This window comes from Streptomyces sp. MUM 203J (assembly GCF_022414595.1).
Lineage (GTDB): Bacteria > Actinomycetota > Actinomycetes > Streptomycetales > Streptomycetaceae > Streptomyces.
Map to the genome: position 1 here is coordinate 22,075 of NZ_JADWYO010000002.1, position 23,558 is coordinate 45,632.

At 73.1% G+C, this 23,558-nt stretch carries 18 protein-coding genes; 11 read left to right on the top strand and 7 right to left on the bottom strand.

What is annotated here, in order from left to right:
• Positions 1-136: 136 nt before the first annotated feature.
• The 3 genes from I3F58_RS01825 to I3F58_RS01835 all read left to right on the top strand — a co-directional run bounded on the left by I3F58_RS01825 (position 137) and on the right by I3F58_RS01835 (position 4,608).
• Positions 137-1,150, top strand: a complete 1,014-nt coding sequence (locus I3F58_RS01825; protein ID WP_240106358.1) for an SMI1/KNR4 family protein — start codon at positions 137-139, stop codon at positions 1,148-1,150.
• 7 nt (positions 1,151-1,157) lie between these two features.
• Positions 1,158-3,467 carry an SUKH-4 family immunity protein gene (locus I3F58_RS01830; protein ID WP_240106359.1) on the top strand — a complete coding sequence of 770 codons (2,310 nt, stop codon included), beginning with the start codon at positions 1,158-1,160 and terminating at the stop codon, positions 3,465-3,467.
• A 415-nt stretch (positions 3,468-3,882) separates the two neighbouring features.
• The gene (locus tag I3F58_RS01835) at positions 3,883-4,608 is read left to right on the top strand and encodes a DUF4241 domain-containing protein (protein ID WP_240106360.1); all 726 of its coding nucleotides are present in this window, start codon (positions 3,883-3,885) and stop codon (positions 4,606-4,608) included.
• A gap of 95 nt (positions 4,609-4,703) precedes the next feature.
• Here I3F58_RS01835 and I3F58_RS01840 read toward each other — a convergent pair whose 3' ends face one another.
• The gene (locus tag I3F58_RS01840) at positions 4,704-6,290 is read right to left on the bottom strand and encodes an MFS transporter (RefSeq protein WP_240106361.1); all 1,587 of its coding nucleotides are present in this window, start codon (positions 6,288-6,290) and stop codon (positions 4,704-4,706) included.
• Between the two features lie 444 nt (positions 6,291-6,734).
• On the opposite strand from I3F58_RS01840, the gene I3F58_RS01845 reads away from it, so the two are divergent.
• A complete protein-coding gene (locus tag I3F58_RS01845) occupies positions 6,735-7,523 on the top strand; it encodes an ABC transporter ATP-binding protein (RefSeq protein ID WP_240106362.1) in 789 nt (262 codons plus the stop codon).
• Positions 7,520-10,114 carry an ABC transporter permease gene (locus I3F58_RS01850; protein ID WP_240106363.1) on the top strand — a complete coding sequence of 865 codons (2,595 nt, stop codon included), beginning with the start codon at positions 7,520-7,522 and terminating at the stop codon, positions 10,112-10,114. Before I3F58_RS01845 ends, I3F58_RS01850 begins: the two co-directional genes overlap by 4 nt.
• Positions 10,115-10,214: 100 nt before the next feature.
• Here the strand turns inward: I3F58_RS01850 and I3F58_RS01855 are convergent, their stop codons facing one another.
• Positions 10,215-10,589 carry a type II toxin-antitoxin system VapC family toxin gene (locus I3F58_RS01855; protein WP_240106364.1) on the bottom strand — a complete coding sequence of 125 codons (375 nt, stop codon included), beginning with the start codon at positions 10,587-10,589 and terminating at the stop codon, positions 10,215-10,217.
• The gene (locus I3F58_RS01860; protein ID WP_240106365.1) at positions 10,586-10,852 is read right to left on the bottom strand and encodes a type II toxin-antitoxin system prevent-host-death family antitoxin; all 267 of its coding nucleotides are present in this window, start codon (positions 10,850-10,852) and stop codon (positions 10,586-10,588) included. The genes I3F58_RS01855 and I3F58_RS01860 overlap by 4 nt, the downstream gene beginning before the upstream one ends.
• 207 nt (positions 10,853-11,059) lie before the next feature.
• Between I3F58_RS01860 and mfd the strand changes: the two genes are divergently transcribed.
• Positions 11,060-14,614 (top strand): transcription-repair coupling factor, encoded by a 3,555-nt coding sequence (mfd, locus tag I3F58_RS01865; RefSeq protein ID WP_240106366.1) that lies wholly within the window; start codon positions 11,060-11,062, stop codon positions 14,612-14,614.
• A gap of 51 nt (positions 14,615-14,665) precedes the next feature.
• On the opposite strand, the gene I3F58_RS01870 is transcribed toward mfd, so the two are convergent.
• Positions 14,666-15,307, bottom strand: coding sequence for a hypothetical protein (locus I3F58_RS01870; RefSeq protein WP_240106367.1), 642 nt, complete (start codon positions 15,305-15,307; stop codon positions 14,666-14,668).
• 90 nt (positions 15,308-15,397) lie between these two features.
• Between I3F58_RS01870 and I3F58_RS01875 the strand changes: the two genes are divergently transcribed.
• The gene (locus tag I3F58_RS01875) at positions 15,398-16,150 is read left to right on the top strand and encodes an N-acetyltransferase (protein WP_275678021.1); all 753 of its coding nucleotides are present in this window, start codon (positions 15,398-15,400) and stop codon (positions 16,148-16,150) included.
• 104 nt (positions 16,151-16,254) lie between these two features.
• Here I3F58_RS01875 and I3F58_RS01880 read toward each other — a convergent pair whose 3' ends face one another.
• Complete coding sequence (locus tag I3F58_RS01880) at positions 16,255-17,070, bottom strand: DUF4190 domain-containing protein (RefSeq protein ID WP_240106369.1); 816 nt, start codon at positions 17,068-17,070, stop codon at positions 16,255-16,257.
• 245 nt (positions 17,071-17,315) lie between these two features.
• On the opposite strand from I3F58_RS01880, the gene I3F58_RS01885 reads away from it, so the two are divergent.
• The 4 genes from I3F58_RS01885 (at position 17,316) to I3F58_RS01900 (ending at position 22,345) form a co-directional block, all read left to right on the top strand.
• A complete protein-coding gene (locus I3F58_RS01885) occupies positions 17,316-19,367 on the top strand; it encodes an N-6 DNA methylase (RefSeq protein WP_240106512.1) in 2,052 nt (683 codons plus the stop codon).
• A gap of 101 nt (positions 19,368-19,468) precedes the next feature.
• Positions 19,469-20,068, top strand: a complete 600-nt coding sequence (locus I3F58_RS01890; RefSeq protein ID WP_240106370.1) for a hypothetical protein — start codon at positions 19,469-19,471, stop codon at positions 20,066-20,068.
• Positions 20,065-21,612, top strand: a complete 1,548-nt coding sequence (locus I3F58_RS01895) for a serine/threonine-protein kinase (RefSeq protein WP_308354939.1) — start codon at positions 20,065-20,067, stop codon at positions 21,610-21,612. Before I3F58_RS01890 ends, I3F58_RS01895 begins: the two co-directional genes overlap by 4 nt.
• A 34-nt stretch (positions 21,613-21,646) precedes the next feature.
• Entirely contained in the window at positions 21,647-22,345 is a 699-nt protein-coding gene (locus I3F58_RS01900; RefSeq protein WP_240106371.1) for a DUF4190 domain-containing protein, read from the top strand.
• A gap of 253 nt (positions 22,346-22,598) precedes the next feature.
• Here I3F58_RS01900 and I3F58_RS01905 read toward each other — a convergent pair whose 3' ends face one another.
• A complete protein-coding gene (locus I3F58_RS01905; protein ID WP_240106372.1) occupies positions 22,599-23,210 on the bottom strand; it encodes a hypothetical protein in 612 nt (203 codons plus the stop codon).
• A gap of 7 nt (positions 23,211-23,217) precedes the next feature.
• Positions 23,218-23,526, bottom strand: a complete 309-nt coding sequence (locus tag I3F58_RS01910; RefSeq protein ID WP_240106373.1) for a hypothetical protein — start codon at positions 23,524-23,526, stop codon at positions 23,218-23,220.
• Between the last annotated feature and the right edge of the window lie 32 nt (positions 23,527-23,558).

The following is a 23,558-nucleotide window of genomic DNA, read 5'->3' on the forward strand; positions in this document are numbered from 1 at the left end:
GGCAGGGGTGTGTCGGAGGATCGTCTGTGGGTCACCCGAGGGTGACGGTTGGTCACGGTCCCGGAGGCGGGGTTGGCTGTCACGGCGCACCGCATAGGCTGTGCGGAACCAGCCAGAGCAGCAGGGGGCTACCGCCATGACGACAGGTCGGCTCGGGAATCAGGCCGCGCCGCCGAACGCGGCCTATGCCGGGCAGGTCGTGCACTTCCCGGATCCGGTGCGGGCCGCTCGCCACCCGAGAGGGGTACGGGTGGACGCGAACGGCTACCCGGACTTCTCCTCGTACGCGCGCGCGGCGGCGGAGATCGCGGAGCCGCCGGAGGGCTTCGGCGTGGACGAGCTGCGGCTGACGGACTACGTGTCCGCGAACGCGGCGCTGCACGCCTCGGGCCACGAGCTGTGGGACACCGTCCCGGCGGTGGCGACGCCGCACGGCTGGACGTGGCATCACGTCGCGGGCACGCGGCGGATGGAGCTGGTCCCGGTCGAGGTGAAGGCTCTGCTGCGGCACCACGGCGGGCTGGCGACGGCCCGGGTGGACCACGCCAAGCGGGGCACGCGCCCGCTCGAGGAGACCCGGCCCGCGCACATCGCGCTGCCGAAGAGCGGACTCGCGGTGTCGGAGGCGCAGCTGCAGGGAGTCGAGGAGGACCTGGGCTACCGGCTGCCGGGCGCCTACCGCTCGTTCCTGAAGGCGGGCGGCGGCTGCGCCCCGGCGGGTGTGGCGCTGGACGCGGAGCTGGGGCTGCTGGTGGACCAGCCGTTCTTCACGGTCCGGGACGAGGCGGCGGTCAACGACCTGCTGTACGCGAACAAGTGCCTGCGCGACCATCTGACGAAGGACTACCTGGGGGTGGCGTTCGTGCAGGGAGGCCTGCTGGCCGTGAAGGTCCGGGGCGAGGGGGCGGGGTCGGTGTGGTTCTGTCCGTTCGACGACGCCCGGGACGGCGACGGTTCGGCGGTGCAGGAGCGGATGGAGCGGCTGCTGCTTCCGTGCGGTGCGGACTTCGACGCGTTCCTGGAGCGCTTGGCGGGAAGCCCGCCGGAGCTGGAGACGGTGGCGAACCTGATGGTGGACGGCGGTTTCGCGCGGATGGTGCCGATCGCGTCAGCCGCAGCGGGCTCCGCGGGTTCTGCGGGCGAGGGGTGACGGGCTGATGGTGACGTTCGCGCAGGCGCAGGAGCGCGCCGAGGAGTGGATCAACGGCGATGTGCCGGCGTACCAGCACCGCGAGGTGCGGGTGCGGGAGTTCGGCCTGGGCTTCGTGGTGTGGGCGGAGGACCGCCCGGAGGGCCCGGTGTCGGACGGCGGCCGTCAGCGGCTGGTCATCGCCCGGGACAGCGGCGAGGTGACGCTGTGGCCGGGGCTGCCGGTGGGCGAGGTGATCCGCCGGTACGAGGAGGAGTACGGCTCCGCCGTGACCGAGGACCCGGCGGACGCGGGGGCGGCACGGCCGCCGGAGCGGATCGACCTGAACCAGACGTCGTTCCTGCTGACCCCGCCGGAGTGGTTGCAGGACGCGGCGGACCAGATGGGCATCCCGGACCGGCGGAGCGGGGAGCCGGAGCCCGCGCGGCCGACGGCCTCCGGCGGGGCGGCCGCGGAGCCCATGGCTTCCGATGCCGCGGGTGCCGGGGCGTCGCCGGGGCCGGAGCAGGAGCTCGCGCCGGAGCCGCGGCCGGAGTTCACGCCGGCGCCGGGGCAGGTGGAGTCGGCTGCCGACGTGCCGGTCCCCGCGCCCGCGCCGGACGACGAGGACGGAGCCGTACGCGAGGAACCCCCGGCGGCACCCGCCGTCGCCGTCGCGGACACCGCGGGCCCGGGCGCGGACTCGGGTGCGGTGTCGCCGTGGAGTGACGCGAACGCGCAGGCCCCCGCCGACGTCGAGGACGACGGCTCGGTCCCCCTCCCCGCGACGGTGTTCGCGCCCGCTCTGGCGGGTTCGGACGAGGACGACACCCCGCCGCCCTCGGTACCGGCGGACGCGCCGACGGCGCTGATGAAGGGCGGCAGCCAGCTGCCGCCCACAGCGGTGACCCCGGCAATGGACGTGGAGGAGGCGGTACGGACCGCGAACGCGACGCCGCCGCCGGGGGCCACGCCCCCGCCCGCGTCGGGCCCGGGCGCTCCCGGTGCCCCGGCCGGGGGATACGTGCCCACGCAGTTGGTGGCGGCGCTGGGCCCGGACGGACCGAAGCCGCCGGGTACGCCCGCGCCTGGGACTCCCGCCGCTGGTAGCCGCGCGCCGGGAACTCCCGTGCCTGGAACTCCCGCGCCCCCTGGGCCTCCTGGCCCGCCTCCGCCGCCGGGGCCGACACCCCCGCCCGGGTCGACGCCCCCGCCGGGTGCGGGCGTGCACCAGGCGGCGACGATGCTGGCACAGCCTCCGGCCGGTGGCCCGCCCGCGCCTCCCGGCCCCGCGCCGGCCGCCCCCGGAGCCGTACCGCCGCCGGGGGCACCCGCGTACGGCTATCCGCAGCAGCCCGGCGGGCTGCCGACGGTCGGTCCGGGCTATCAGGTGGTGGTCCGCTACCGGGCCCCCGACGGTTCGGAGGCACAGATCATCCGCAGGTCGGCGCCGGGTGTGCCGCACCCGGAGTGGCAGATCCTGCATGAGCTGCGGGCGATGAACGTGCCGCCGCAGCAGGTGCTGGAGCTGCACACGGAGCTGGCGTCCTGCGAGCTGCCGGGCGGTTACTGCGCGCGCATGATCCGCGAGACGTGGCCGCAGGCCCGGATCACGTCGATCGCCCCGTACGGCAGGGACCACGCGAGCCGCCAGCAGGGCATGCAGCAACTGATCGCGCACCAGGGTGAGCTGCACCAGGTGGCGGACGGTCCCGCGCGCCCGGCGCCGGTACGCGCTCCGCTGCCCCCGGTGCAGCCCGCGCCTCCGCTGCCCCCCGAGGGCGTGGCGCAGGAGCTGGCCGTCGCGTTCGGACCGCACGCGATCTGCCGGTTCGACCAGCGGGCGGTGTCGCGCCAGGGCGTGCCGGACCTGGTGGCGCGCACGCTGGTGTGGTCGGGCCTGCCCGCGGACTTCGGCCCCTTCTTCTGGGCGCAGCCCGCACAGCCGGTCGTGCCGACGCTGGCCGAACTGGCGGCCCAGCGCCAGGTGCAGCCCGCCTCGGACGCGGGGTCGTACCTGGTGGTCGGCTCGGACTTCGGCCGCGCGATCTGCGTGCAGTACGGGACGGCGCACATCGTGGCGGTCCCGGTGGAGGCGGGCCCGGGCGGCCAGCCGGTGGCCCCGCAGTTCGTGAACACCGGCCTCCCGGAGTTCACCCGCTGCCTGGCCCTCCTGGGCCGCATGTGGCACTTCCGCTACGGCCTGACTCCCGAACAGGCCGGCCGCTGGACCGTCGACTTCCAGGCCCAGCTCGCGATGCTGGACCCGGCGGCGCTGTCCTCCCCGGAGAGCTGGTGGTCGGTGCTGCTGGAACAGATGTGGGACGGCCTGCTGTAGGACGCGGCCCGGGCCGGTCCGACGCATGTGCGTCGGACCGGCCCGGGAACCGGGTCACTCCACCCATGAGTTGCTGACGAGCCCCCGCGTGTGTGCGGGGAGCACACTTCCTGACCTGCGACTCCACCCACGCCAAGCTCTGTTTCTCATGACTCTCACCGAAACCGGCAGAGCACCTGGAAGGCGCGAATGGCCTGAACGGTGTCGCATGCTGTGTCGGTTCACAGACCTGCTGCGGTGCCGGCCGGGACGGTGGCCATGTCGTGGTGGGCCAGGAACGGAGTCCCTGCGTGATCTGATGGGCGGACAGGAGCCGCTGAGCGGCGTCGACAGTGCTGGCGCTCTGTCCGCTGCCGTATGTCTGAGCGCGGGGCTATGGTCGTGAGTTCTGGTTGGTTCGTGGTGAGGACACGGGGTGGCGTATGCGGGGGACGGTCGGCTGGTGGCGGCGCCGGAGGTGCGCGCCTATCTCGACGCGGTGTTCACGCCGGGCAGTCGGCTGGGGGTGCGGTCTGATGATCCGCTGACGTTCGTCGAGGTGGTCGAGGCGGCCCGGGTGGCGTCGGTCCGTGTGCCCAGCGGCCGACTCGTGGTGGACACCCCATGGCCGGGGGACGAAGGCGCGGAGCCGCGCGAGCTGATGGTTCGGATACCTGCTGGTTCGTACGGGGTGGACGCAGCGTGGACCGAGGCCCCGTACGAGTTCAGGGGCGAGCAGTTCTCCGGGCGCGAGGTGGCCGCGACGCGCCTTTGCGTGCGGGAGGGCGCGGTGGCCGTCTGGGAGATGGGCCTGGCCCGCGGCGATGATCCCGATCGGCTTCGTCAGGGCGACGAGCTCGGCTTCAACACGGACACCTCAACGGGCAGCTTCGGCGACGCGACAGCCTGGCCCGCGCTCACAGCGCCGTTCCGCAGGTTCTGGGAGCAGCGCAGGACGCTGCCGGGCACGCTTGTGTCCCGTGACACCGAGAGCGTGGGAGGCGGCGAGTTCGAGGTAGTCCGTGATGAGGCCCAGGGCGCAGACCTCATCAGTTTCCCCGCCACCGAAGGACTGTCCGTGGCCTGGCTCGGCCGTACACAAGACGGCGAGCTCAGCTCCATCGTCGTCATGGGCCACACCGGCATGGAAGCGCTGGCCTGAGGGGCATTCAGCGCGAAGTGGGGAACACCCCCGCCTGCGCGGGTACCGCCCCGGGCTCAGGCGCCCGGGGCGGCTCGTCCTGGGATTCAGGTTGCTCAGGCCGAGTCGGTGGCCGTCCGGACCGGGAACCTTCTCGGCGCCACCACCAGCAGCGCCACCAGCGCCAGCGCCGCCGCCCCCGCCGCGCCCAGGTACACGTGGTCCACCGCCGCGTCCACCGCCCGTCGGAGGTGGTCGGCCTCGGCCGCCGGGAGTGCGGCGGGGTCGTCCAGGGCCCGCGCCACCGTGTCCAGGTCGCCGCCCGACGGGCCGAGGCGGGAGGTGAGCGTCGTGTTGGCGACCGCGCCGAACAGCGCCGCACCCACGGACTGCCCGATCTGGCGGCAGAAGAGGACCGAGGCGGTCGTCGTGCCACGTTCGGGCCAGCCGACCGTCGACTGCACGCCCACGATCAGGGGCAGTTGGAACAGGCCCAGCGCCGCGCCCAGCGCCAGCATCAGCAGCGCCGGGTGCCACGCCGAGCCCGGGTACGGGAGCAGGGGGAACGCCAGCAGCACAAGCAGCGCCCCGCCCATGCCCAGCAGCGCCGACTGGCGGAAGCCCACTTTCCGGTACACGTGGTGCGACAGCGACGCGCTGATCGGCCAGCTCAGGGTCATGACCGACAGGACGAAGCCCGCCGCCACGGGCCCCAGGCCCAGTACCGCCTGCGCGTACGTGGGCAGGAACACCACCGGTGCCACCATCAGCAGGCCCAGCGCCCCCAGCGCCAGGTTCACCGCCGCGATGGTGCGGCGGCGCCACACCCAGCCCGGCACGATCGGGGCCGGCGCGCGGCGCTCCACCACGACGGTCAGCCCCACCAGCGCGAGACCGCCCGCCAGCAGGGCCAGCGACGGGGCCGACAGCCACGGCCACGCCACCCCGCCCTGCACCAGCACGGTCAGCAGCAGCGCCCCCGACGCGAAGACCAGCAGCGCGCCCCGCCAGTCCACCGGCGGGCGGTCGCCGCCCCTCGCCTGCGGTTCCCGCAGGTACCTGGCGGTCAGCCACAGTGCCAGACCACCGAGCGGCAGGTTCACCAGGAAGATCAGGCGCCAGTCCGCGTACGCCGTGATCAGCCCGCCCACCGCCGGGCCGGTCACCGCCGCCACCGCCCACACCGTCGACAGCCGTGCCTGGATCCTCGGGCGCTCCTCCAGCGGATACAGGTCGGCCGCGATCGTCTGCACCGTGCCCTGGAGGGCGCCGCCGCCCAGGCCCTGCAGCACCCGGAACGCGATCAGAGAGGCCATGCTCCAGGCCGCGCCGCAGAGCAGGGAGCCGAGGACGAAGAGGGCGATGCCGGTCAGGAGGACCGGTTTCCGGCCGTAGGTGTCGGACAGGCGGCCGTAGACCGGGATCGTGACCGTGACGGCGAGGAGATAGCCGGCGAACAGCCATGAGAAGACCGAGAAGCCGCCCAGGTCGCCCACGATCTGGGGCACGGCGGTCGCGATCACCGTGCCGTCCAGTGCGGCCAGGGCCATCGCCAGCATGAGCGCCGCGACGACGGGGCCCCGGCGGGAGCCGGTGCCCGGGGGCGTCGGGTGGACCGCCTCGTCCGGCGGGGACTGGCCTGTTCCCGCCGGTCGGGAACCGTCCTCGTCGGCCCCGCCCTGTATGCCTTCCCCTGCCGTCACGCGGCTCGCCCCTCCCGTGCCGTGGCCTGCTCGTCCGTGCCCGTGTCGCCTCGCACAGCCTCTCACCCGGCGTGTCGTGGCTGTGGGCCGTGCCGGCGGGTCCTCCGCCCGTCCCTTCCCGAGACCCGTGCACGGCCCCGGACCCCGTGATCGCGCCTGACCGGCGCCCGGCCCTGAACGCCGGACGGGCTGAAGCACCCGTCTCCCGGCGCACTCCGGGAACCACCACCCGCGTCGCCCCTCAGGGGCTGCCACCCGCCCCACCCCTAGGGGCTGTGCCCCGGGCCGAACCCGGGCGAGGTCGTTCCCCCGGAGGACGAGGCCGGGAATGGCCGGTCCTTATCTTGTCCATACGGAGCCGGGCCGCTCGCAGCGGTCCACGGCCCCGAGGGCTCACGTCCGACGCACGTTCCCCTTCCCTTTCTCGCCACCAGGAGGCGCACCGTGACCACGGCTGTCACCACTCCCCAGCACGGGGGTACCGGAGGGCGTACGGCCGTCGCCGCGCGGGCACGACAGGTCGTCAAGGCGTACGGGGCGGGAGAGACCCGGGTCGTCGCCCTCGACCACGTCGACGTGGACATAGCCCGCGGGCGGTTCACGGCGATCATGGGGCCGTCCGGTTCCGGCAAGTCCACGCTCATGCACTGCCTCGCCGGGCTCGACACCGTCACCGGTGGGGAGATCCGGCTCGGTGACGTCGACATCACCCGGCTCAACGACAGGAAGCTGACCCGACTGCGGCGGGACCGCATCGGTTTCGTCTTCCAGGCGTTCAATCTGCTCCCCACCCTCACCGCGGTCGAGAACATCACCCTGCCGATGGACATCGCGGGGCGGAAGCCCGACCAGGAGTGGCTGGAACGGGTCGTGGAGACCGTGGGGCTGGGCGAGCGGCTGCATCACCGGCCCGCCCAGTTGTCCGGTGGGCAGCAGCAGCGGGTCGCCGTCGCCCGGGCCCTCGCCGCCCAGCCGGAGATCATCTTCGGGGACGAGCCGACCGGCAACCTCGACTCGCGGGCCGGGGCCGAGGTGCTCGGTTTCCTGCGGACGTCCGTCGACGAGCTGGGGCAGACCATCGTCATGGTCACCCACGACCCCGTCGCCGCCTCCTACGCCGACCGGGTCCTGTACCTGGCGGACGGGCGGATCGTCGACGAGATGGCCGACCCGACCGCCGACGCCGTCCTCGACCGTATGAAGGCCTTCGACGGGCGGGGGCGGACGTCGTGACGGTGCTGAAGACCTCCCTGCGGAACTTCCTCGCGCACAAGGGGCGGATGGCGCTCTCGGCCGTCGCCGTCCTTCTGTCCGTCGCGTTCGTCAGCGGCACGCTGGTGTTCACCGACACCATGAACACCACGTTCGACAAGCTGTTCTCCGTCGCCGCGGCCGATGTCACCGTCAGTCCGGCGGACTCGGAGACCGACGACGCGATGCCGGCGACCGGGCGGCCCGAGACGCTGCCCGCCTCCCTCGTGGAGCGGGTCGCGGCGGCGGACGGGGCCGCGGACGCCGAAGGCGCCGTCGTCTCCACCGCCGTGACCGTCGTCGACGGCGAGAACAAGAACCTCGGTCCCACCAGCGGTGCTCCCACCATCGCCGCCAACTGGACCCGGAACGACCTCCGTTCCATGGAGATCAGCTCCGGTCACGAGCCGCGCGGGCCCACCGAGGTCATGGTGGACTCCGGTACCGCCGGCAAGCACGGGATCGAGCTCGGTGACCGGGTCCGGACGATCTCCGTCAACGGTGACTTCACCGGCACCGTGTCCGGGATCGCCACCTTCAGGATCACCAACCCGGGTGCCGCCGTCTTCTATTACGACACCGCCACCGTGCAGCGTGAACTCCTCGGCGGTGAAGGGCTGTTCACGAACATCAACGTGGCTGCCGGAGACGGGGTCAGCGATGAGCGGCTGAAGCGGAACGTCGCCGCCGAGCTGGGCGGAGACTCCGGGGCGTACCGGCTCCAGACGCAGGAGGAGGCGGCGGACTCCATGAGCGAGGACGTCGGCGGCTTCCTCGACGTCATGAAGTACGCCATGCTCGGGTTCGCCGGGATCGCCCTGCTGGTGGGGGTGTTCCTGATCGTCAACACCTTCTCCATGCTCGTCGCGCAGCGCACCCGCGAGATCGGGCTGATGCGGGCCATCGGGTCGAGCCGCGGGCAGGTCAACCGGTCCGTTCTCGTCGAGGCGCTGCTGCTCGGGCTGGTCGGCTCGGTGCTGGGGGTGGGCGCCGGGGTCGGGCTGGCCGTCGGGCTCATGGAGCTGATGGGCGCCATGGGCATGGAGCTGTCCACCGGCGACCTGACCGTGAGGTGGACGACGCCGGTGGTCGGTGTCGCGCTCGGGGTCCTCGTCACCCTTGTCGCCGCGTACGTCCCGGCGCGCCGCGCGGGGAAGGTGTCGCCCATGGCGGCGCTGCGTGACGCGGGCACGCCCGCCGACGGCAAGGCGGCCGGGCGGGTGCGTGCGGTCGCCGGGGTGCTGCTGACGGCGGTCGGCGCGGGTGCCCTGCTGCTGGCCACGCGGGCCGGCGAGGCGGCCGAGGGGTCGGTGTACCTCGGGCTGGGCGTGGTCCTGACCCTCGTCGGGTTCGTCGTGACCGGGCCGCTGCTGGTCGGCGGGGTCGTGCGGGCCCTGGGCGCGGTCGTCCTGCGGGTGTTCGGCCCGGTCGGGCGGATGGCCGAGCGCAATGCGCTGCGCAATCCGCGCCGTACGGGGGCGACCGGCGCCGCGCTGATGATCGGGCTTGCGCTGGTGGCGGGCATGTCGGTGGTGGGCTCGTCGATGGTGGCCTCGGCCACCGACGAGCTGGACCGGTCGGTCGGCGCGGACTTCCTGGTCCAGGCCGCGAACCCGGGTCAGCCCACGCCGATCGTGCCGCAGGCGCGCGCCGCCGTGGAGAAGGCGCCGGGCCTGACCCACGTCACCCGGTACCGTCTGACGGAGGGCACGGTGAAGGCGCCGGGCGGGGCGGAGGAGGACGCCCGGTTCGCGGTGACCGACCCCACGTACGTGGACGACATCCGGCGCGAGACCCTCGCGGGCGAGCTGTCGGCCGCGTACGGGAAGGACGCGGTGTCGGTCGGCAGCGAGTACGCCGAGAAGCACGGTGTCGAGGTCGGTGACCGGGTCGTCGTCGCCTTCGCCGGCGGCAGCGAGGCGACGCTCACCGTCCGGGCCGTGACCTCGGACGACACCGGCATCGACAAGGGCATGATGTACACGTCCCTCGCCACGCTGGAGCGGTACGTCCCCGCCGACCGGCTGCCGCAGCCCTGGCTGCTGCTCGCCCAGGCCGAGGAGGGCCGGGAGACGGCGGCGTACGCGGCGCTGAAGGAGGCGCTGGCGGAGTACCCGCAGTACGCGGTCCGGGACCAGACCGACTACAAGGAGCAGATCCAGAGCCAGGTCGGGCAGCTGCTCAACATCGTGTACGGGCTGCTCGCCCTGGCGATCATCGTGGCCGTCCTGGGGGTGGTGAACACTCTGGCGCTGTCCGTGGTCGAGCGGACCCGGGAGATCGGGCTGCTGCGGGCGGTCGGGCTGTCCCGCCGCCAGCTGCGTCGCATGATCCGCCTGGAGTCGGTGGTGATCGCCCTGTTCGGCGCCCTGCTGGGGCTCGGCCTCGGCATGGGCTGGGGTGCGGCGGCCCAGAAGCTGCTGGCCCTCGAGGGGCTCGGGGTGCTGGACATCCCGTGGCCCACGATCCTCACGGTGTTCGTCGGCTCGGCCTTCGTGGGTCTCTTCGCGGCGCTGGTCCCGGCGTTCCGCGCGGGGCGGATGAACGTGCTGAACGCGATCGCGGCGGAGTAGCCCGGCGGGGCGGGATCGTCGCGGGGCCCGGAGTGCGCATGTGCCGACGCAGTTGGCATGTGCCTTCCGGGCCCCGCTCGTTCGGCCCGGCCCGGCCCGGTCAGGCTCGCAGGACCTGGACGTCGTACTTCGGGATCCAGCTGTCGCGGGTGATGAGCGTCAGCCCTTCGAGCTGGGCCTGGGCGACGAGCATGCGGTCGAAGGGGTCGCGGTGATGCGGGGGCAGCCGCCCCGCCCGCATGGCGTGCTCAGCTGTGATCGGCAGAAGCTTCAACTGGCAGTCCGCCGTGCGCTCGGGCAGGTCGGCGGGGGCGTCCAGCTTGCCGAGCGCCTGCTTGACGCAGAGCTCCCACGGGGTGACGGCACTGACGTAGGCGTGCTGTTCCGTGTCGAGCAGCCCCTTGACCTCGTCGGAGAGTTCCGGAGAGTCGAGCAGCCACCAGACGACGATGTGGGTGTCGGCCAGGAGCTTCACGCGGGCTCCTCGTGCCGCAGCCCGAATGCTTCAGAGAAGCCTTCGTCGTCGGACAGGTCGTCGAAGTCGGCGTGGAAGACCACCGGCTCCTGCAGAGAACCCCGCGCCGTCCGCTGTGCCCGCAGCGGCACCACCTTCGCCACCGGTTCGCCCGCCCGGCTGATGATCACCTCTTCCCCGGTCTCCACGAGCTGCAGTATCCGGGAGAAATTGGTCTTGGCGTCGTGGACGTTGTACTGCCGCTGGGGGTGAGTCGTGCTCATGAGGCCCTCCCGGGCTGATGGAAGGAACGGACCAGGTGGACTAATGCCAGGGCTAGCCTCGATCCAGCCTAGCGCCCGATCGCCCTCCCGGCCCATCACGTTCACTCCGCCGGGTGGGACGGGCCCGGGCGTCGTACGCTGGGAGCCCCCGGCCCGTGAGACGTGTCGGGTCGTTTGCGTTGCCGACACCCGGGATGGACACCCCCCATGAGCCTGCACGGTCTGCTCGACGCCGTCGTCAAGGATCACGCCCTCGCTGAGGCCGTCAAGGCGGCGGCCGACGGCCGCCGGGCGCAGGTCGACCTGGTCGGGCCGCCCGCCGCCCGCCCCCTCGCGGTGGCCGCCCTGGCGCGGGACGCCGGGCGGCCGGTACTGGCCGTGACGGCGACCGGGCGGGAGGCGGAGGACCTGGCTGCCGCGCTGCGGTCGCTGCTGGACCCGGACACCGTGGCGGAGTACCCCGCGTGGGAGACGCTGCCGCACGAGCGGCTGTCGCCGCGCAGTGACACCGTCGGGCGGCGGCTCGCGGTGCTGCGGCGGCTGGCCCACCCGTCGGCGGACGACCCCGCCGCCGGGCCCGTCAAGGTGGTCGTCGCGCCCATCCGCTCCGTACTCCAGCCGCAGGTCAAGGGGCTGGGGGATCTTGAGCCGGTCAGTCTGCGGACCGGGCAGAGCGCTGATCTCGACGAGGTCGTCGCCGGGCTGGCGGCCGCCGCGTACCAGCGGGTCGAGCTGGTCGAGAAGCGGGGCGAGTTCGCCGTGCGCGGCGGGATTCTCGATGTGTTCCCGCCCACCGAGGAGCACCCTCTCCGGGTCGAGTTCTGGGGGGACGACGTCGAGGAGATCCGGTACTTCAAGGTCGCGGACCAGCGGTCCCTGGAGGTAGCCGAGCACGGACTGTGGGCGGCCCCCTGCCGGGAGCTGCTGCTGACCGACGAGGTACGGCGCCGGGCCGCCGGCCTCGCGGAGGCGCACCCCGAGCTGGGCGAGCTGCTGGGCAAGATCGCGGAGGGGATCGCCGTCGAGGGGATGGAGTCGCTCGCGCCCGTTCTCGTCGACGACATGGAGCTGCTGCTGGACGTGCTCCCCGAGGGCGCCATGGCCGTCGTCTGCGACCCCGAGCGGGTACGGACCCGGGCCGCCGACCTGGTCGCCACCAGCCAGGAGTTCCTCCAGGCGAGCTGGGCGGCCACCGCCGGGGGCGGCGAGGCCCCCATCGACGTGGGCGCGGCCTCCCTGTGGAGGATCGCGGACGTACGGGACCGGGCGCGGGAGCTGGGGATGCTCTGGTGGTCGGTGTCGCCCTTCGCCGCCGCGTCTTCATCAGCCGGCGAGCCGGCGGGCTCACTGGGCGAGGACACCCTGCAGCTGGGCATGCACGCCCCGGAGGCGTACCGCGGCGACACCGCCCGCGCGCTGGCCGACACCAAGGGCTGGCTCGCGGACGGCTGGCGCACCGTCTTCGTCACCGAGGCCTACGGCCCCGCGACCCGTACGGTCGAGGTGCTCGGCGGTGAGGGCGTGCCCGCCCGCCTGGAGGCGGACCTCGGCGCTGTCGCCCCGTCCGTCGTCCACGTGGCCTGCGGGTCCATCGAGTACGGGTTCGTCGACCCGGCGCTGAAGCTGGCGGTCCTGACGGAGACCGACCTGTCCGGGCAGAAGGCCGCAGGCAAGGACGGCCGCCGCATGCCCACCCGGCGCCGCAAGACCATCGACCCGCTCACCCTGGAGCCGGGCGACCACATCGTCCACGAGCAGCACGGCGTCGGCCGCTACATCGAGATGGTGCAGCGCACCGTCCAGGGCGCCACCCGTGAGTACCTGCTCGTCGAGTACGCCCCCGCCAAGCGCGGCCAGCCCGGTGACCGCCTCTACATCCCCACCGACCAGCTCGAACAGGTCACCAAGTACGTGGGCGGTGAGGCGCCCACCCTGCACCGGCTCGGCGGCGCCGACTGGACCAAGACCAAGCAGCGCGCCAAGAAGGCCGTCAAGGAGATCGCCGCCGACCTGATCAGGCTGTACTCCGCCCGCATGGCGGCGCCCGGCCACACCTTCGGCCCCGACACGCCCTGGCAGCGGGAGCTGGAGGACGCCTTTCCGTACGCGGAGACGCCCGACCAGCTCTCCACGATCGCGGAGGTCAAGGAGGACATGGAGAAGTCGGTTCCCATGGACCGGCTGATCTGCGGCGACGTCGGCTACGGCAAGACCGAGATCGCGGTGCGCGCCGCGTTCAAGGCCGTCCAGGACGGGAAGCAGGTCGCCGTCCTCGTCCCGACGACCCTGCTCGTGCAGCAGCACTTCGGCACGTTCAGCGAGCGGTACGCGCAGTTCCCGGTCGTGGTGAAGGCGCTCTCCCGGTTCCAGTCCGACGCGGAGGCGAAGGCCACGCTGGAGGGGCTGCGGGAGGGGTCCGTCGACGTCGTCATCGGTACGCACCGGCTGTTCTCGTCCGAGACGAAGTTCAAGGACCTCGGACTGGTCATCGTCGACGAGGAGCAGCGCTTCGGCGTCGAGCACAAGGAGCAGCTGAAGAAGCTGCGGGCGAACGTGGACGTGCTGACCATGTCGGCCACGCCCATCCCCCGTACGCTCGAAATGGCCGTCACCGGCATCCGCGAGATGTCGACGATCACCACCCCGCCGGAGGAGCGTCACCCGGTCCTCACCTTCGTCGGCCCGTACGAGGAGAAGCAGATCGGCGCCGCCGTCCGTCGTGAACTGCTGCGCGAGGGCCAGGTCTTCTACATCCACAACCGTGTCGAGTCCATCGACCGGGCGGCGGCGCGCCTGCGCGAGACCGTGCCCGAGGCGCGGATCGCCACCGCCCACGGCCAGATGTCGGAGCAGGCTCTGGAGCAGGTCGTGGTCGACTTCTGGGAGAAGAAGTTCGACGTGCTGGTGTCGACGACGATCGTCGAGTCCGGCATCGACATCTCCAACGCCAACACGCTCATCGTCGAGCGCGGCGACAACTTCGGCCTGTCGCAGCTCCACCAGCTGCGAGGCCGGGTCGGCCGGGGCCGCGAGCGCGGATACGCGTACTTCCTCTACCCGCCGGAGAAGCCGCTGACGGAGACGGCTCACGAACGGCTCGCGACCATCGCCCAGCACACCGAGATGGGCGCCGGGATGTACGTCGCCATGAAGGACCTGGAGATCCGCGGCGCGGGCAACCTGCTGGGCGGTGAGCAGTCCGGACACATCGCGGGGGTCGGCTTCGACCTGTACGTGCGGATGGTGGGCGAGGCCGTCGCGGACTACCGGGCCTCGCTGGAGGGCGGCGCGGAGGAGGAGCCGCCGCTGGAGGTCAAGATCGAGCTGCCGGTCGACGCGCACGTCCCGCACGACTACGCACCCGGCGAGCGGCTGCGCCTCCAGGCGTACCGCGCGATCGCCTCCGCGAACACGGAGGAGGACATCAGGGCCGTACGCGAGGAGCTGACCGACCGCTACGGCAAGCTGCCGGAGCCGGTCGAGAACCTCCTCCTCGTCGCGGGACTGCGGATGCTGGCGCGGGCCTGCGGGGTGGGCGAGATCGTCCTGCAGGGCAACAACATCCGCTTCGCTCCGGTGGAGTTGCGCGAGTCCCAGGAGCTGCGGCTGAAGCGGCTGTACCCGGGGACGGTCCTGAAGCCCGCCGTCCACCAGGTGCTCGTGCCGCGCCCCAAGACCGGCAGGATCGGCGGCAAGCCGCTGGTCGGGCGGGAACTGCTGGCGTGGACTGGGGAGTTCCTGACGACGATCCTGGGGTCGTAGGAGCCGGTCGCGGGAGCCGACCGGTACGGGGGCGGCGGCCGGGCCCGTGGCTCAGTCGTCGAACACGGGGCGCCGGCCCGCGCGGCGGCGTGTGAAGCCGCGCAGGCCGGCCAGCAGGGTGAGGGCGGTCCAGCCGGTGCCGCCCAGGAGGAGGCCGGTGAGCCGGCCGCCCGGGTCGACGTCGGTGGCCGCCTCCAGAGGGACGACGCCCTCCGGGTCGCGGACGATCTCGATCCGGTCCCCGACCCGCCAGTCGGGGAATGACCCGTTCCAGTCCAGGGTCTCGTCGAGTTCGCCCGCCTCCCCGACGAGGGTGAAGCGGTGGTTCCCGCCGCCGTGGTCCTCGGCACTGTCGGCCGTGATCCGGACGGTCTCCCGAACGCCCCGGCTGTCGAGTGCGGCCTCGGGGGCGTACTGCACCGAGCCGACGAGGACGAAGAGCGCGGGCGCGGCGGAGAGCACGGCGAGCCACCACGCGCAGTGGAGGAGCCGGAGCAGGGTCACGACGGCCAGGCATCCGATGAGACCCGTGACGATCGGGATCGCCACCAGGCCCAACGCCAGGTAGGAGATGCCGGTGTTGACCGCGGCGATGATCCAGCCGGCCGCCACGACGGCGAGCGTGTACAGCGCGTACGTCCTGCGGTCCGGGGTGTCGGCGCCCTGCGGCGCTCTGGTGCCTGTTTCCGCCATCGGGGCAGCATAGGCCCCGTGGAAAACCGGTTGGGCGGCCGGAGTGACGCTCGTTAGCCTGCGCTCATGGACGAGTCGCCCCGCCCCCAGCTGTCCCTGACCGTCACCAGCCTCGCCGAGCGCCCCGGGCTGGAGGAGGCGATGTGGCAGATGGCCGGACTCTGGCCGCAGTTCATGCTTCAGGACCCGGTCTCCGCTGTGACGTACGAGTGGATGGCCCGTGAACTGCCCGAGTTCGTGCTGGTCGCCACCGACGACGCCGACGGGCGGCTCGTGGCACGCGCCTTCAGCGTGCCGTTCCTGCTGCACTCGGAGCGGCGCGGGGGCCGGCTGCCCGCGCGGGGCTGGGACGAGGTCATGCTCTGGGCGTTCGCGGACAAGAGGGACGGGCGGGAGCCGGACACGGTCAGCGCCGTCGAGATCGCCGTCCTGCCGGAGCTGCGGGGGGCCGGCCTGTCGGGGCGGATGGTCGCGGCGCTGCGGGACAACGCCGGGAAGCTCGGCTTCGCCGAGGTCGTGGCGCCGGTGCGGCCGAACGCCAAGCACCTGGAGCCGCGTACGCCCATGGAGGAGTACGCCTTCCGGACCCGGCCCGAGGACGGGCTGCCGCACGACCCGTGGCTGCGGGTGCACGTCCGGGCGGGCGGGGTGGTCGACTCGGTCGCCCCGGTCTCGATGACGATCGCCGGGTCCCTGGAGGAGTGGCGCTCCTGGACGGGGCTGCCGTTCGACGAGGACGGTCCGGTGGAGGTGCCGGGCGCGCTGGCGCCGGTGCGGTGCGATGTGCCGGGCGGGCACGCGGTGTACGTCGAGCCGAACGTCTGGGTGCGGCACAGGCTCTGACGTCCGGCTGGTGAGGCGTGGGAACGGGCCTGGGCGGCCTCCCGAGATCGGGAGGCCGCCCAGGCCCGTTCCGTGTGCCGGTCGCCCCGGTCGCCCCGGTCGCGTCAGAGGTCCAGCTCCCACTGCTTGGAGCCGTGCTCGAAGTCCAGCATCGACACCTCCACCGTGAGCGTCTTCGCGTCCGCCGGGGCGTCGAAGGCGTACACCGCAGTGGCCTTCTTGCCGGGCAGGACCGTGCCGTCCAGCCCGTCCAGCCCCTCGTCGTAGATCTGCGGGGCCTCCACGCCGTTTGCCCCGGCGCGGCCCTCCAGGGTCACGCTGTCGGCCAGGAACTCCGCCGAGCCGCCGTTCTCGACGGTGACCGTGACCTTGTAGGCCTTGTTTCCCTCGGTGTGGTCGAGTGCGTCGGCGCCGGGCGTGTACGCCGTGGGCGCGGAGACGGTGACCTTCAGGCCGTCCGAGTAGGCGTGGGTGGCGCCGGGCTTCAGGGCGCCCGCGTCCTTCTCGGGCTCCGAGGGGGTGCCCTCGTCCGTGCCTTCGCCCTTGCCCTCGGGGGCCGTCGAGACCGTCGGCGCCGCGCTGTTCAGCGCCTTGTCGATCTCGTCCACCGCGTCGCTCACCGCCGTGAAGGTGATGTACGCGCCCCAGCAGGCCAGCACCAGGGACAGCAGGCCCAGTGCCGCGCCCACGGTGGTCGCGCCCTTGTTGGTCGCCTCCCCGCGCTTGACGCGGCCCCGCCCGGACAGGCCCAGGACCAGGGCGATGAGGCCGAGGACGCCGGCCAGCCAGAACAGCAGTGGGATGAGGCCGGAGACGGCGCCGATGATGCCGAGCACCAGGGCGGCGATCCCCAGGCCGTTGCGGGCGACCCGTGCCGACGGGGCGCCGTGCTGGTGCTGCTGGTGCGTGGAACGGGACATGAATGCCCTCCCGGACACAGAGAGATGACGGGTGGTCGGGGCTTGCCGCCGCCCCGGGTGACGATGCGTCAATCAGAGCATGAGGCTGTGAACCGAGTCAACCGCGTTCACATCTTTCGGGTTCGCTCACGCTGTGAAACGCTTCCGGTGGATGTCCCCGTAGGATCGACGACACGCTGGATGTGAACCGTGTGGAGGGAGTCGGGCCAGTGCCAGAGAAGCCGTCGGTGGAGGCCGCCGCCGAAGTGACCGCCGCCGGGATCGCGCGGCTCGCCGGGGTCGGCCGGGCCGCCGTCAGCAACTGGCGGCGCCGCCATGCCGACTTCCCCAAGCCGGTCGGCGGGACGGAGACCAGCCCCTCCTTCGCCCTCGCGGACGTCGAGCGCTGGCTGCGCGCCCAGGGCAAGCTCGCGGAGGTGCCCCTGCGGGAGCGCGTCTGGCAGTACGTCGCGGGGCACCCCGCGGGCCCCACGACCGCGCTCGTGCACGCCGGATGCGTGCTGCTCCTCGTACGGGACCGGTCGCCCCGCTGGCCGGAGCTGGCCGCCCGGCCGGACGCCCTGCTGGCCGAGGAGCTGCCCGGCGCGCTGGACGAGGTGCTCACCGCCCGGCTCGGCGCGCCCCGCCGCGTCACCGCGCCGTCGCCCGAGGCGCTCACGCCCTCCCTCCCGCTGCTGCGGGCCGCCGCCGCACTGGCCGCCGAGCCGGGGGGTGCCCGGCAGGCCTTCGAGTTCCTGCTCGGGCGGCATCTGGACGCCAACCCGCGCCAGTACACGCTCACCCCGGGCGGGCCCGCCGGGCTGATGGCCGAACTGGCCGTGCCGGCCGGGGCCGACGGGGCCTCCGCTCGGGCGTGTACCGTGCTCGACCCGGCGTCAGGAACCGGCGCCCTGCTGCGGGCCGTCCCCGGCGCGGCCGTCCTGTACGCCCAGGAGGCCGACCCGGACCTGGCCGCCCTCACCGCCCTGCGGCTCGCCCTGCACAGCGGCGCCGAGGTGCACGCCCAGGCCGGGGACTCCCTGCGCGCCGACGCGTACCCGGGGCTCACCGCCGACGCGGTGCTGTGCCACCCGCCGTTCAACGAGCGCAACTGGGGACACGAGGAACTGGCGTACGACCCGCGCTGGGAGTACGGGTTCCCCGCACGCACCGAGTCGGAGCTGGCCTGGGTGCAGCACGCGCTGGCGCGGCTGCGGCCCGGGGGCACCGCCGTGCTGCTCATGCCGCCTGCCGCCGCGTCCCGCCGGTCCGGCCGCCGGATCCGGGCCGACCTGCTGCGGCGGGGAGCGCTGCGCGCGGTCGTCGCGCTGCCCGCGGGCGCGGCGCCCCCGTACCACCTGGCGCTGCACCTGTGGGTGCTGCGGAAGCCCGCGCCGGGCGCCGCCGCCGCCTCGCCCGCGCTACTGGTCGTCGACACGTCCGGGTACGCCGCGGGCGGGCGCACCGGGCTGGACTGGCAGGCGGTGCGGGGGGCCGTGCTGGACGCCTGGGTGCCGTTCGGCCGGGACGGGACGGTGGCGGCGCGGCCCGGGGTCAGCCGTGCCGTGCCCGTCATCGAGCTGCTGGACGACGACGTGGACCTGGCGCCCGCCCGGCATCTGCCGCCGGTGGCGGCGGGCGGCGGGGCCGCAGAACTGGCCGATGTCCGCGACCGGCTGGCGGCGGAGCTTCGGCGGACGGGAGAACTGGCGCCGCCGGTGGCCGAGCCGGACGGGCCCGCGGGGCCCGCGGGGCGCCCGCCGGGTGTGACGGTCGGGGAGCTGGCGCGGGGCGGGGCGCTGACGCTGCACGCCGGTACGGCGACGCACACGGGCGATGCCGCGGGGCGGGTGCTCACCGAGCAGGACGTCCTGGCCGGGCAGGCACCCGGCGGCCGACTGCCGGACGGCGCCGCCGAGGAGCATGTGCTGGTCCGGGCGGGAGACGTCGTCGTGCCGGTCCTCGGCGGCGGGGCGGTCGCGCGCGTGGTCGACGCGACCGCCGAGGGTGCCGCGCTCGGCCGGAACCTGCATCTGCTGCGCCCCGACCCGGCGGCCCTCGACTCCTGGTTCCTCGCCGGTTTCCTGCGGGGCACGGCCAACCAGCGGCAGGCCAGCAGTTACGCCTCCACGGCCACCCGGCTCGACGTGCGCCGCCTCCAGCTGCCCAGACTGCCGCTGGCCGAACAGCAGCGGTACGGCGAACGCTTCCGCGCGCTCGCGGAGTTCGAGCAGGCCCTGCGGGAGGCCGGGCGGCTCGGTGAGCGGCTGGTGCAGGGCATGTACGACGGGCTCACCGACGGGACGCTGCGTGCCTGAGATCACAGGGCCTGAGATCACAGGTTGATATCTCAGGAGCTGTTGTCGGTATCGCTGTATACGCTCTGTCTTGAAACCAGCACATCATCGGGAGAGTTCGCATGTACGGCTATGGCCCCGGCGCCGGGCCCGGACCCGGTACAGGTCCTGGCCCGGGTGTTCCGCCGCCGAGGCGTACGCCCGCGCGCATCGTCGTGGTGCGGGTGCTGTTCGCCGTGCTGCCGCTGCTGAGCCTGGGTTTCCTGACCGGCGCGAGCATGCTGCGGCTGGCCGTGGTGACCCGGCGGACGCTCGACTGGTGGCTGTTCGGCGTGTCCGTGGCGGCCACCCTCGGCTTCCTGCTGCTCACGGGACCCGACCCGGAGGCCCTCCGCTCCAGCCTGGGGGCGGGCGGGGTGCTGCTGAACGCGGCGCTCTTCACGGGGTACTTCCTGTACGCGGACATCCGGCACCACGAGCGCGCCGCCCGGTCCGCGGTGCCGACGCCCGCTCCCTACCACCAGCCGCGGCCTCAAAGCGGGTACGGCTACCCGCAGCCCAACCCGTACCAGCAGCAGCCGCAGCAGGCCGCCCGCCAGCCCACGCCCCCACCGGCGTCCCCGCCCGCATCACCGTTCCCCGCCCCGCGCATCGACCAGGTCCGAGCCGAGCTGGACGAACTCAGCGACCTGCTGCGCAAGGACGAGGGCGGCACGAGGTGAACGGCAGAGTCATCGCGGACCGCTACGAGCTGTCGACCCTGATCGGCCAGGGCGGCATGGGCCAGGTCTGGACGGCGTACGACCGGCGGCTCGACCGCCGTGTGGCGGTGAAGCTGCTGCGCCTGGACCACATGGCGGAGGCGAGCGCCGTCGAGGAGATGCGCCGCCGGTTCGTCCGCGAGTGCCGGGTCACCGCGCAGGTGACCCACCCCGGCCTGGTCACGGTCCACGACGCGGGCAGCGACGGCGACGACCTCTACCTGGTCATGCAGTACGTCGAAGGTGCCGACCTGGCCGACCACCTGGCCGAGCACGAGCCCTACCCGTGGCGCTGGGCGGTGGCGGTGGCCGCGCAGGTGTGCGCGGTGCTGGCGGCCGTGCACGCCGTGCCGATCGTCCACCGGGACCTCAAGCCACGGAACCTGATGGTGAAGCCGGACGGCACGGTGACCGTGCTCGACCTGGGCGTCGCCTCCGTCCTGGACACCGACACGACGCGCCTCACCCACACCGGATCACCCATCGGCAGCCCCGCCTACATGGCGCCTGAACAGGCCATGGGCGGGGCGGTGGGACCGTACACGGACCTCTACGCGCTGGGGGTCCTGCTTCACGAACTGCTCAGCGGCGACGTGCCGTTCGCCGCCTCCACCGCGCTCGGCGTGCTGCACCGGCACCTGTACGAGGCGCCGCCGCCGGTCCGGCAGCTACGCCCCGAGGTGCCCGAGCCGCTGGAGGCGCTGGTGCTGCGGCTGCTGGCGAAGGACCCGCGGCACCGCCCGTCCGGGGCACACGAGGTGTACGAGGCGCTGGCCCCGCTCCTGCCGGGCCCGGGCACCGGCATGCCGCCGGGGCCCATGGACCCGACGCGCCCGCTGCTGCGCCCGCTGGCGCCGTGGCCGGACAGACCCGCCTCGCAGACCTCCGCGCAGCCGGTCACCACCACACCTCCGGCCGCCGTCCCGGCGCAGCGCCCCGATGTGGCCTCGGCGGTCGACGAGGTGAAGCGCCTGCTGGGGGAGGGGCGGATCACGCAGGCCGTGGACATGCTGGGCGCGATCCTCCCGGCCGCCGCCGCAGAGCACGGCGAACGCTCCACGGTGGTACGGATCCTGCGCCGGCAGTACGCCACGACCCTGATGGACGACGGCCAGTACCGGCGGGCCCTGCCCGAGCTGCGCCACCTGGCCGACGACCGCGCCGCCGAGGCGGGCCCGGGGGACCCGCAGGCCCTGCAGTACCGCCACGACGCGGCGCTGTGCCTGGAGCAGCTGGGCGAGGCGGCTGCGGCGCTCGCGGAGTACCGCGCGATCCTCCCGTACTACGAGAACGCCCCGCACCAGCCGGGCTCGGCCCCCACCCCGGCCTTCGACATCCGCCGCCGCATCGCCCACCTGCTTCTCACCACGGGCGACCACACCGCGGCCCATCAGCAGCTCCAGAACCTTCTGTACGACACGGAGCGCAGGTACGGCCCGTACCACCCGCTCGCGGCGGAACTGCGCCGCGCGCTGCAGCACCAACACAATCTCCGCTCAGTCTGAGTCAGCTGAGCACCTACACCACGAGACAGGAATCATGAGTCACCTTCAGACGCCCCCGCCCCCGCCTGCGCCCGAGCCGGTTCAGCCCAAGGGCAACGGCCTCGCTGTCGCCGGTCTGGTCCTGGGCATCCTCGCCCTGGTCTTCAGCTTCATACCGATCGTCAACGTGATCGTGTGGCCGCTGGCGATCCTGGGCGTGATCTTCGGCGCCATCGGCCTGGCCAAGTCCGGCAAGGCGGGCAAGGGCAAGGGCGCTTCGATCACGGCCCTGATCACCTCGGCCCTCGCGGTCGTGCTGTTCTTCGTCATGAACGCGCTGCTGTTCGCGGCGGTCGACGAGGCGGTCAAGGAGACCCAGAAGGAGCTGGACAAGTCCTACGACTCCGCCGAGATCGACAAGGACGGCAAGGCGAAGGGCTCCGGCGACAACGCGGTCCTGAAGGACTTCACCGTCGCCAAGTGCGAGGTCATGAAGGACGAGTTCGACCTCAAGGAACTCGCCCTGCACGTCGATTACACCAACAACGGCGACCGCCGGTACTCCTACCTCCTGGAGGGTGAGGTCCTGGTCGACGGCAAGAAGGTCAGCGACTTCCTGTCCACCGCCGAGAACCTGGAACCGAAGCAGAAGTACACCGACGAGGACGCCGGTGTCCTGGTGGACGCGGACAAGATCGCGGACGGCAAGACGCCGGAGTGCAAGGTCGTGAAGGCCAGCCGCAACGACTTCTGACCGGCTCCCTCATCTGAGGCCCCCCGCCCGCGCACCCCGCGGGCGGGGGCTTCCCCTTTCCCGCTCCGGCCCGGACCCCGCGCGCACGGCCGGCCGGACACCGCGGCACCCCCGGCAGCCTGCGCGAACGGCCTCGTACACCCGGTGATCGCGCGGCGGCGGGCTGCGCGATCGGGTGGACCGGCCGGACGCACCGAGTGACGAGGCCACGCCCCCGGGCTGGGACCTCGTCGCCTCGTGCGTGTCGCCGCTCCTAGCCGGCCTCGGCCCGCTTGTAGAGCGCGGACGGGTCCGCTGCCTCGTCGGCCTCCGAGGGCAGGAGGTTCTCCTGTGCCTCGGGGTTCCTGACGGCGGACTCCCAGCGGCTGACGACGCCGTCGCCGGCCGCCGCGGAGGCCTGTGCCCTGCCCCCGGTCCCCGGTATCTCGACCGGGGTGAAGTTCGACGGCGAGAGGTGCCACCCGTCGGAGGACACCCGGGTGGCCAGCACGTAGGTCTTGCCGGGTTCCAGCGGGGGAGCGTCCCCGACGACGGTCCTCTCCCGGGTGAGCGGGTCGTCCCCGCCCTCCTGCGCGACCCTGACGGTGCCGCTGACCTGGCCCTTGAGTGTGCTCTCGACCTCGACGTCGAAGGTGGTCCAGAGCAGCTCGTCCTCGGTGCGCTCGGTCGAGGACTGCTTCTTCACGGTGGCGACGAAGACGTCGTCCGCCCAGGCCGAAGCCTTCCCGGCCGTCTCCAGGGTGACGGCGTACGTCGGGTGGACGTGCGTCGTCCCGTACGGGACGGTGAACCAGGCCGCCGCACCGGCGAGCAGCGCCCCCGCTGCCGCGACGGCCACTGCGGCCCTACGGTTGATCACTGCCATGTCCGGCTCACCGCCAGATCTCCTTGTACTTCTTCTTGTCCTTCGACTGCGGCGTGTGGACGGTGCGGTTGTCGCTGCAGTGCATCAGCGCGCGGCGGTCGTCGAAGTGCCCCATCTTCAGGGCATGGCCGATCTCGTCCCGCGCCGCGCCGAACTGGGTCCCGCAGGACGTGCTGGAGTCGTAGACCAGCTCCCTGCCGTCCACTGAACCGGATGTCTTCTTCTCGTTCTTGCAGCCGTCGGCGGCCAAGGCGACGCCGGGCGCGCCCACCACGGAGCCGCCGAGCAGCGCCAGGATCACGACTGCGGAACGCATGGAGCCCCGTGGGGCTCCGATCACCTTGCCCG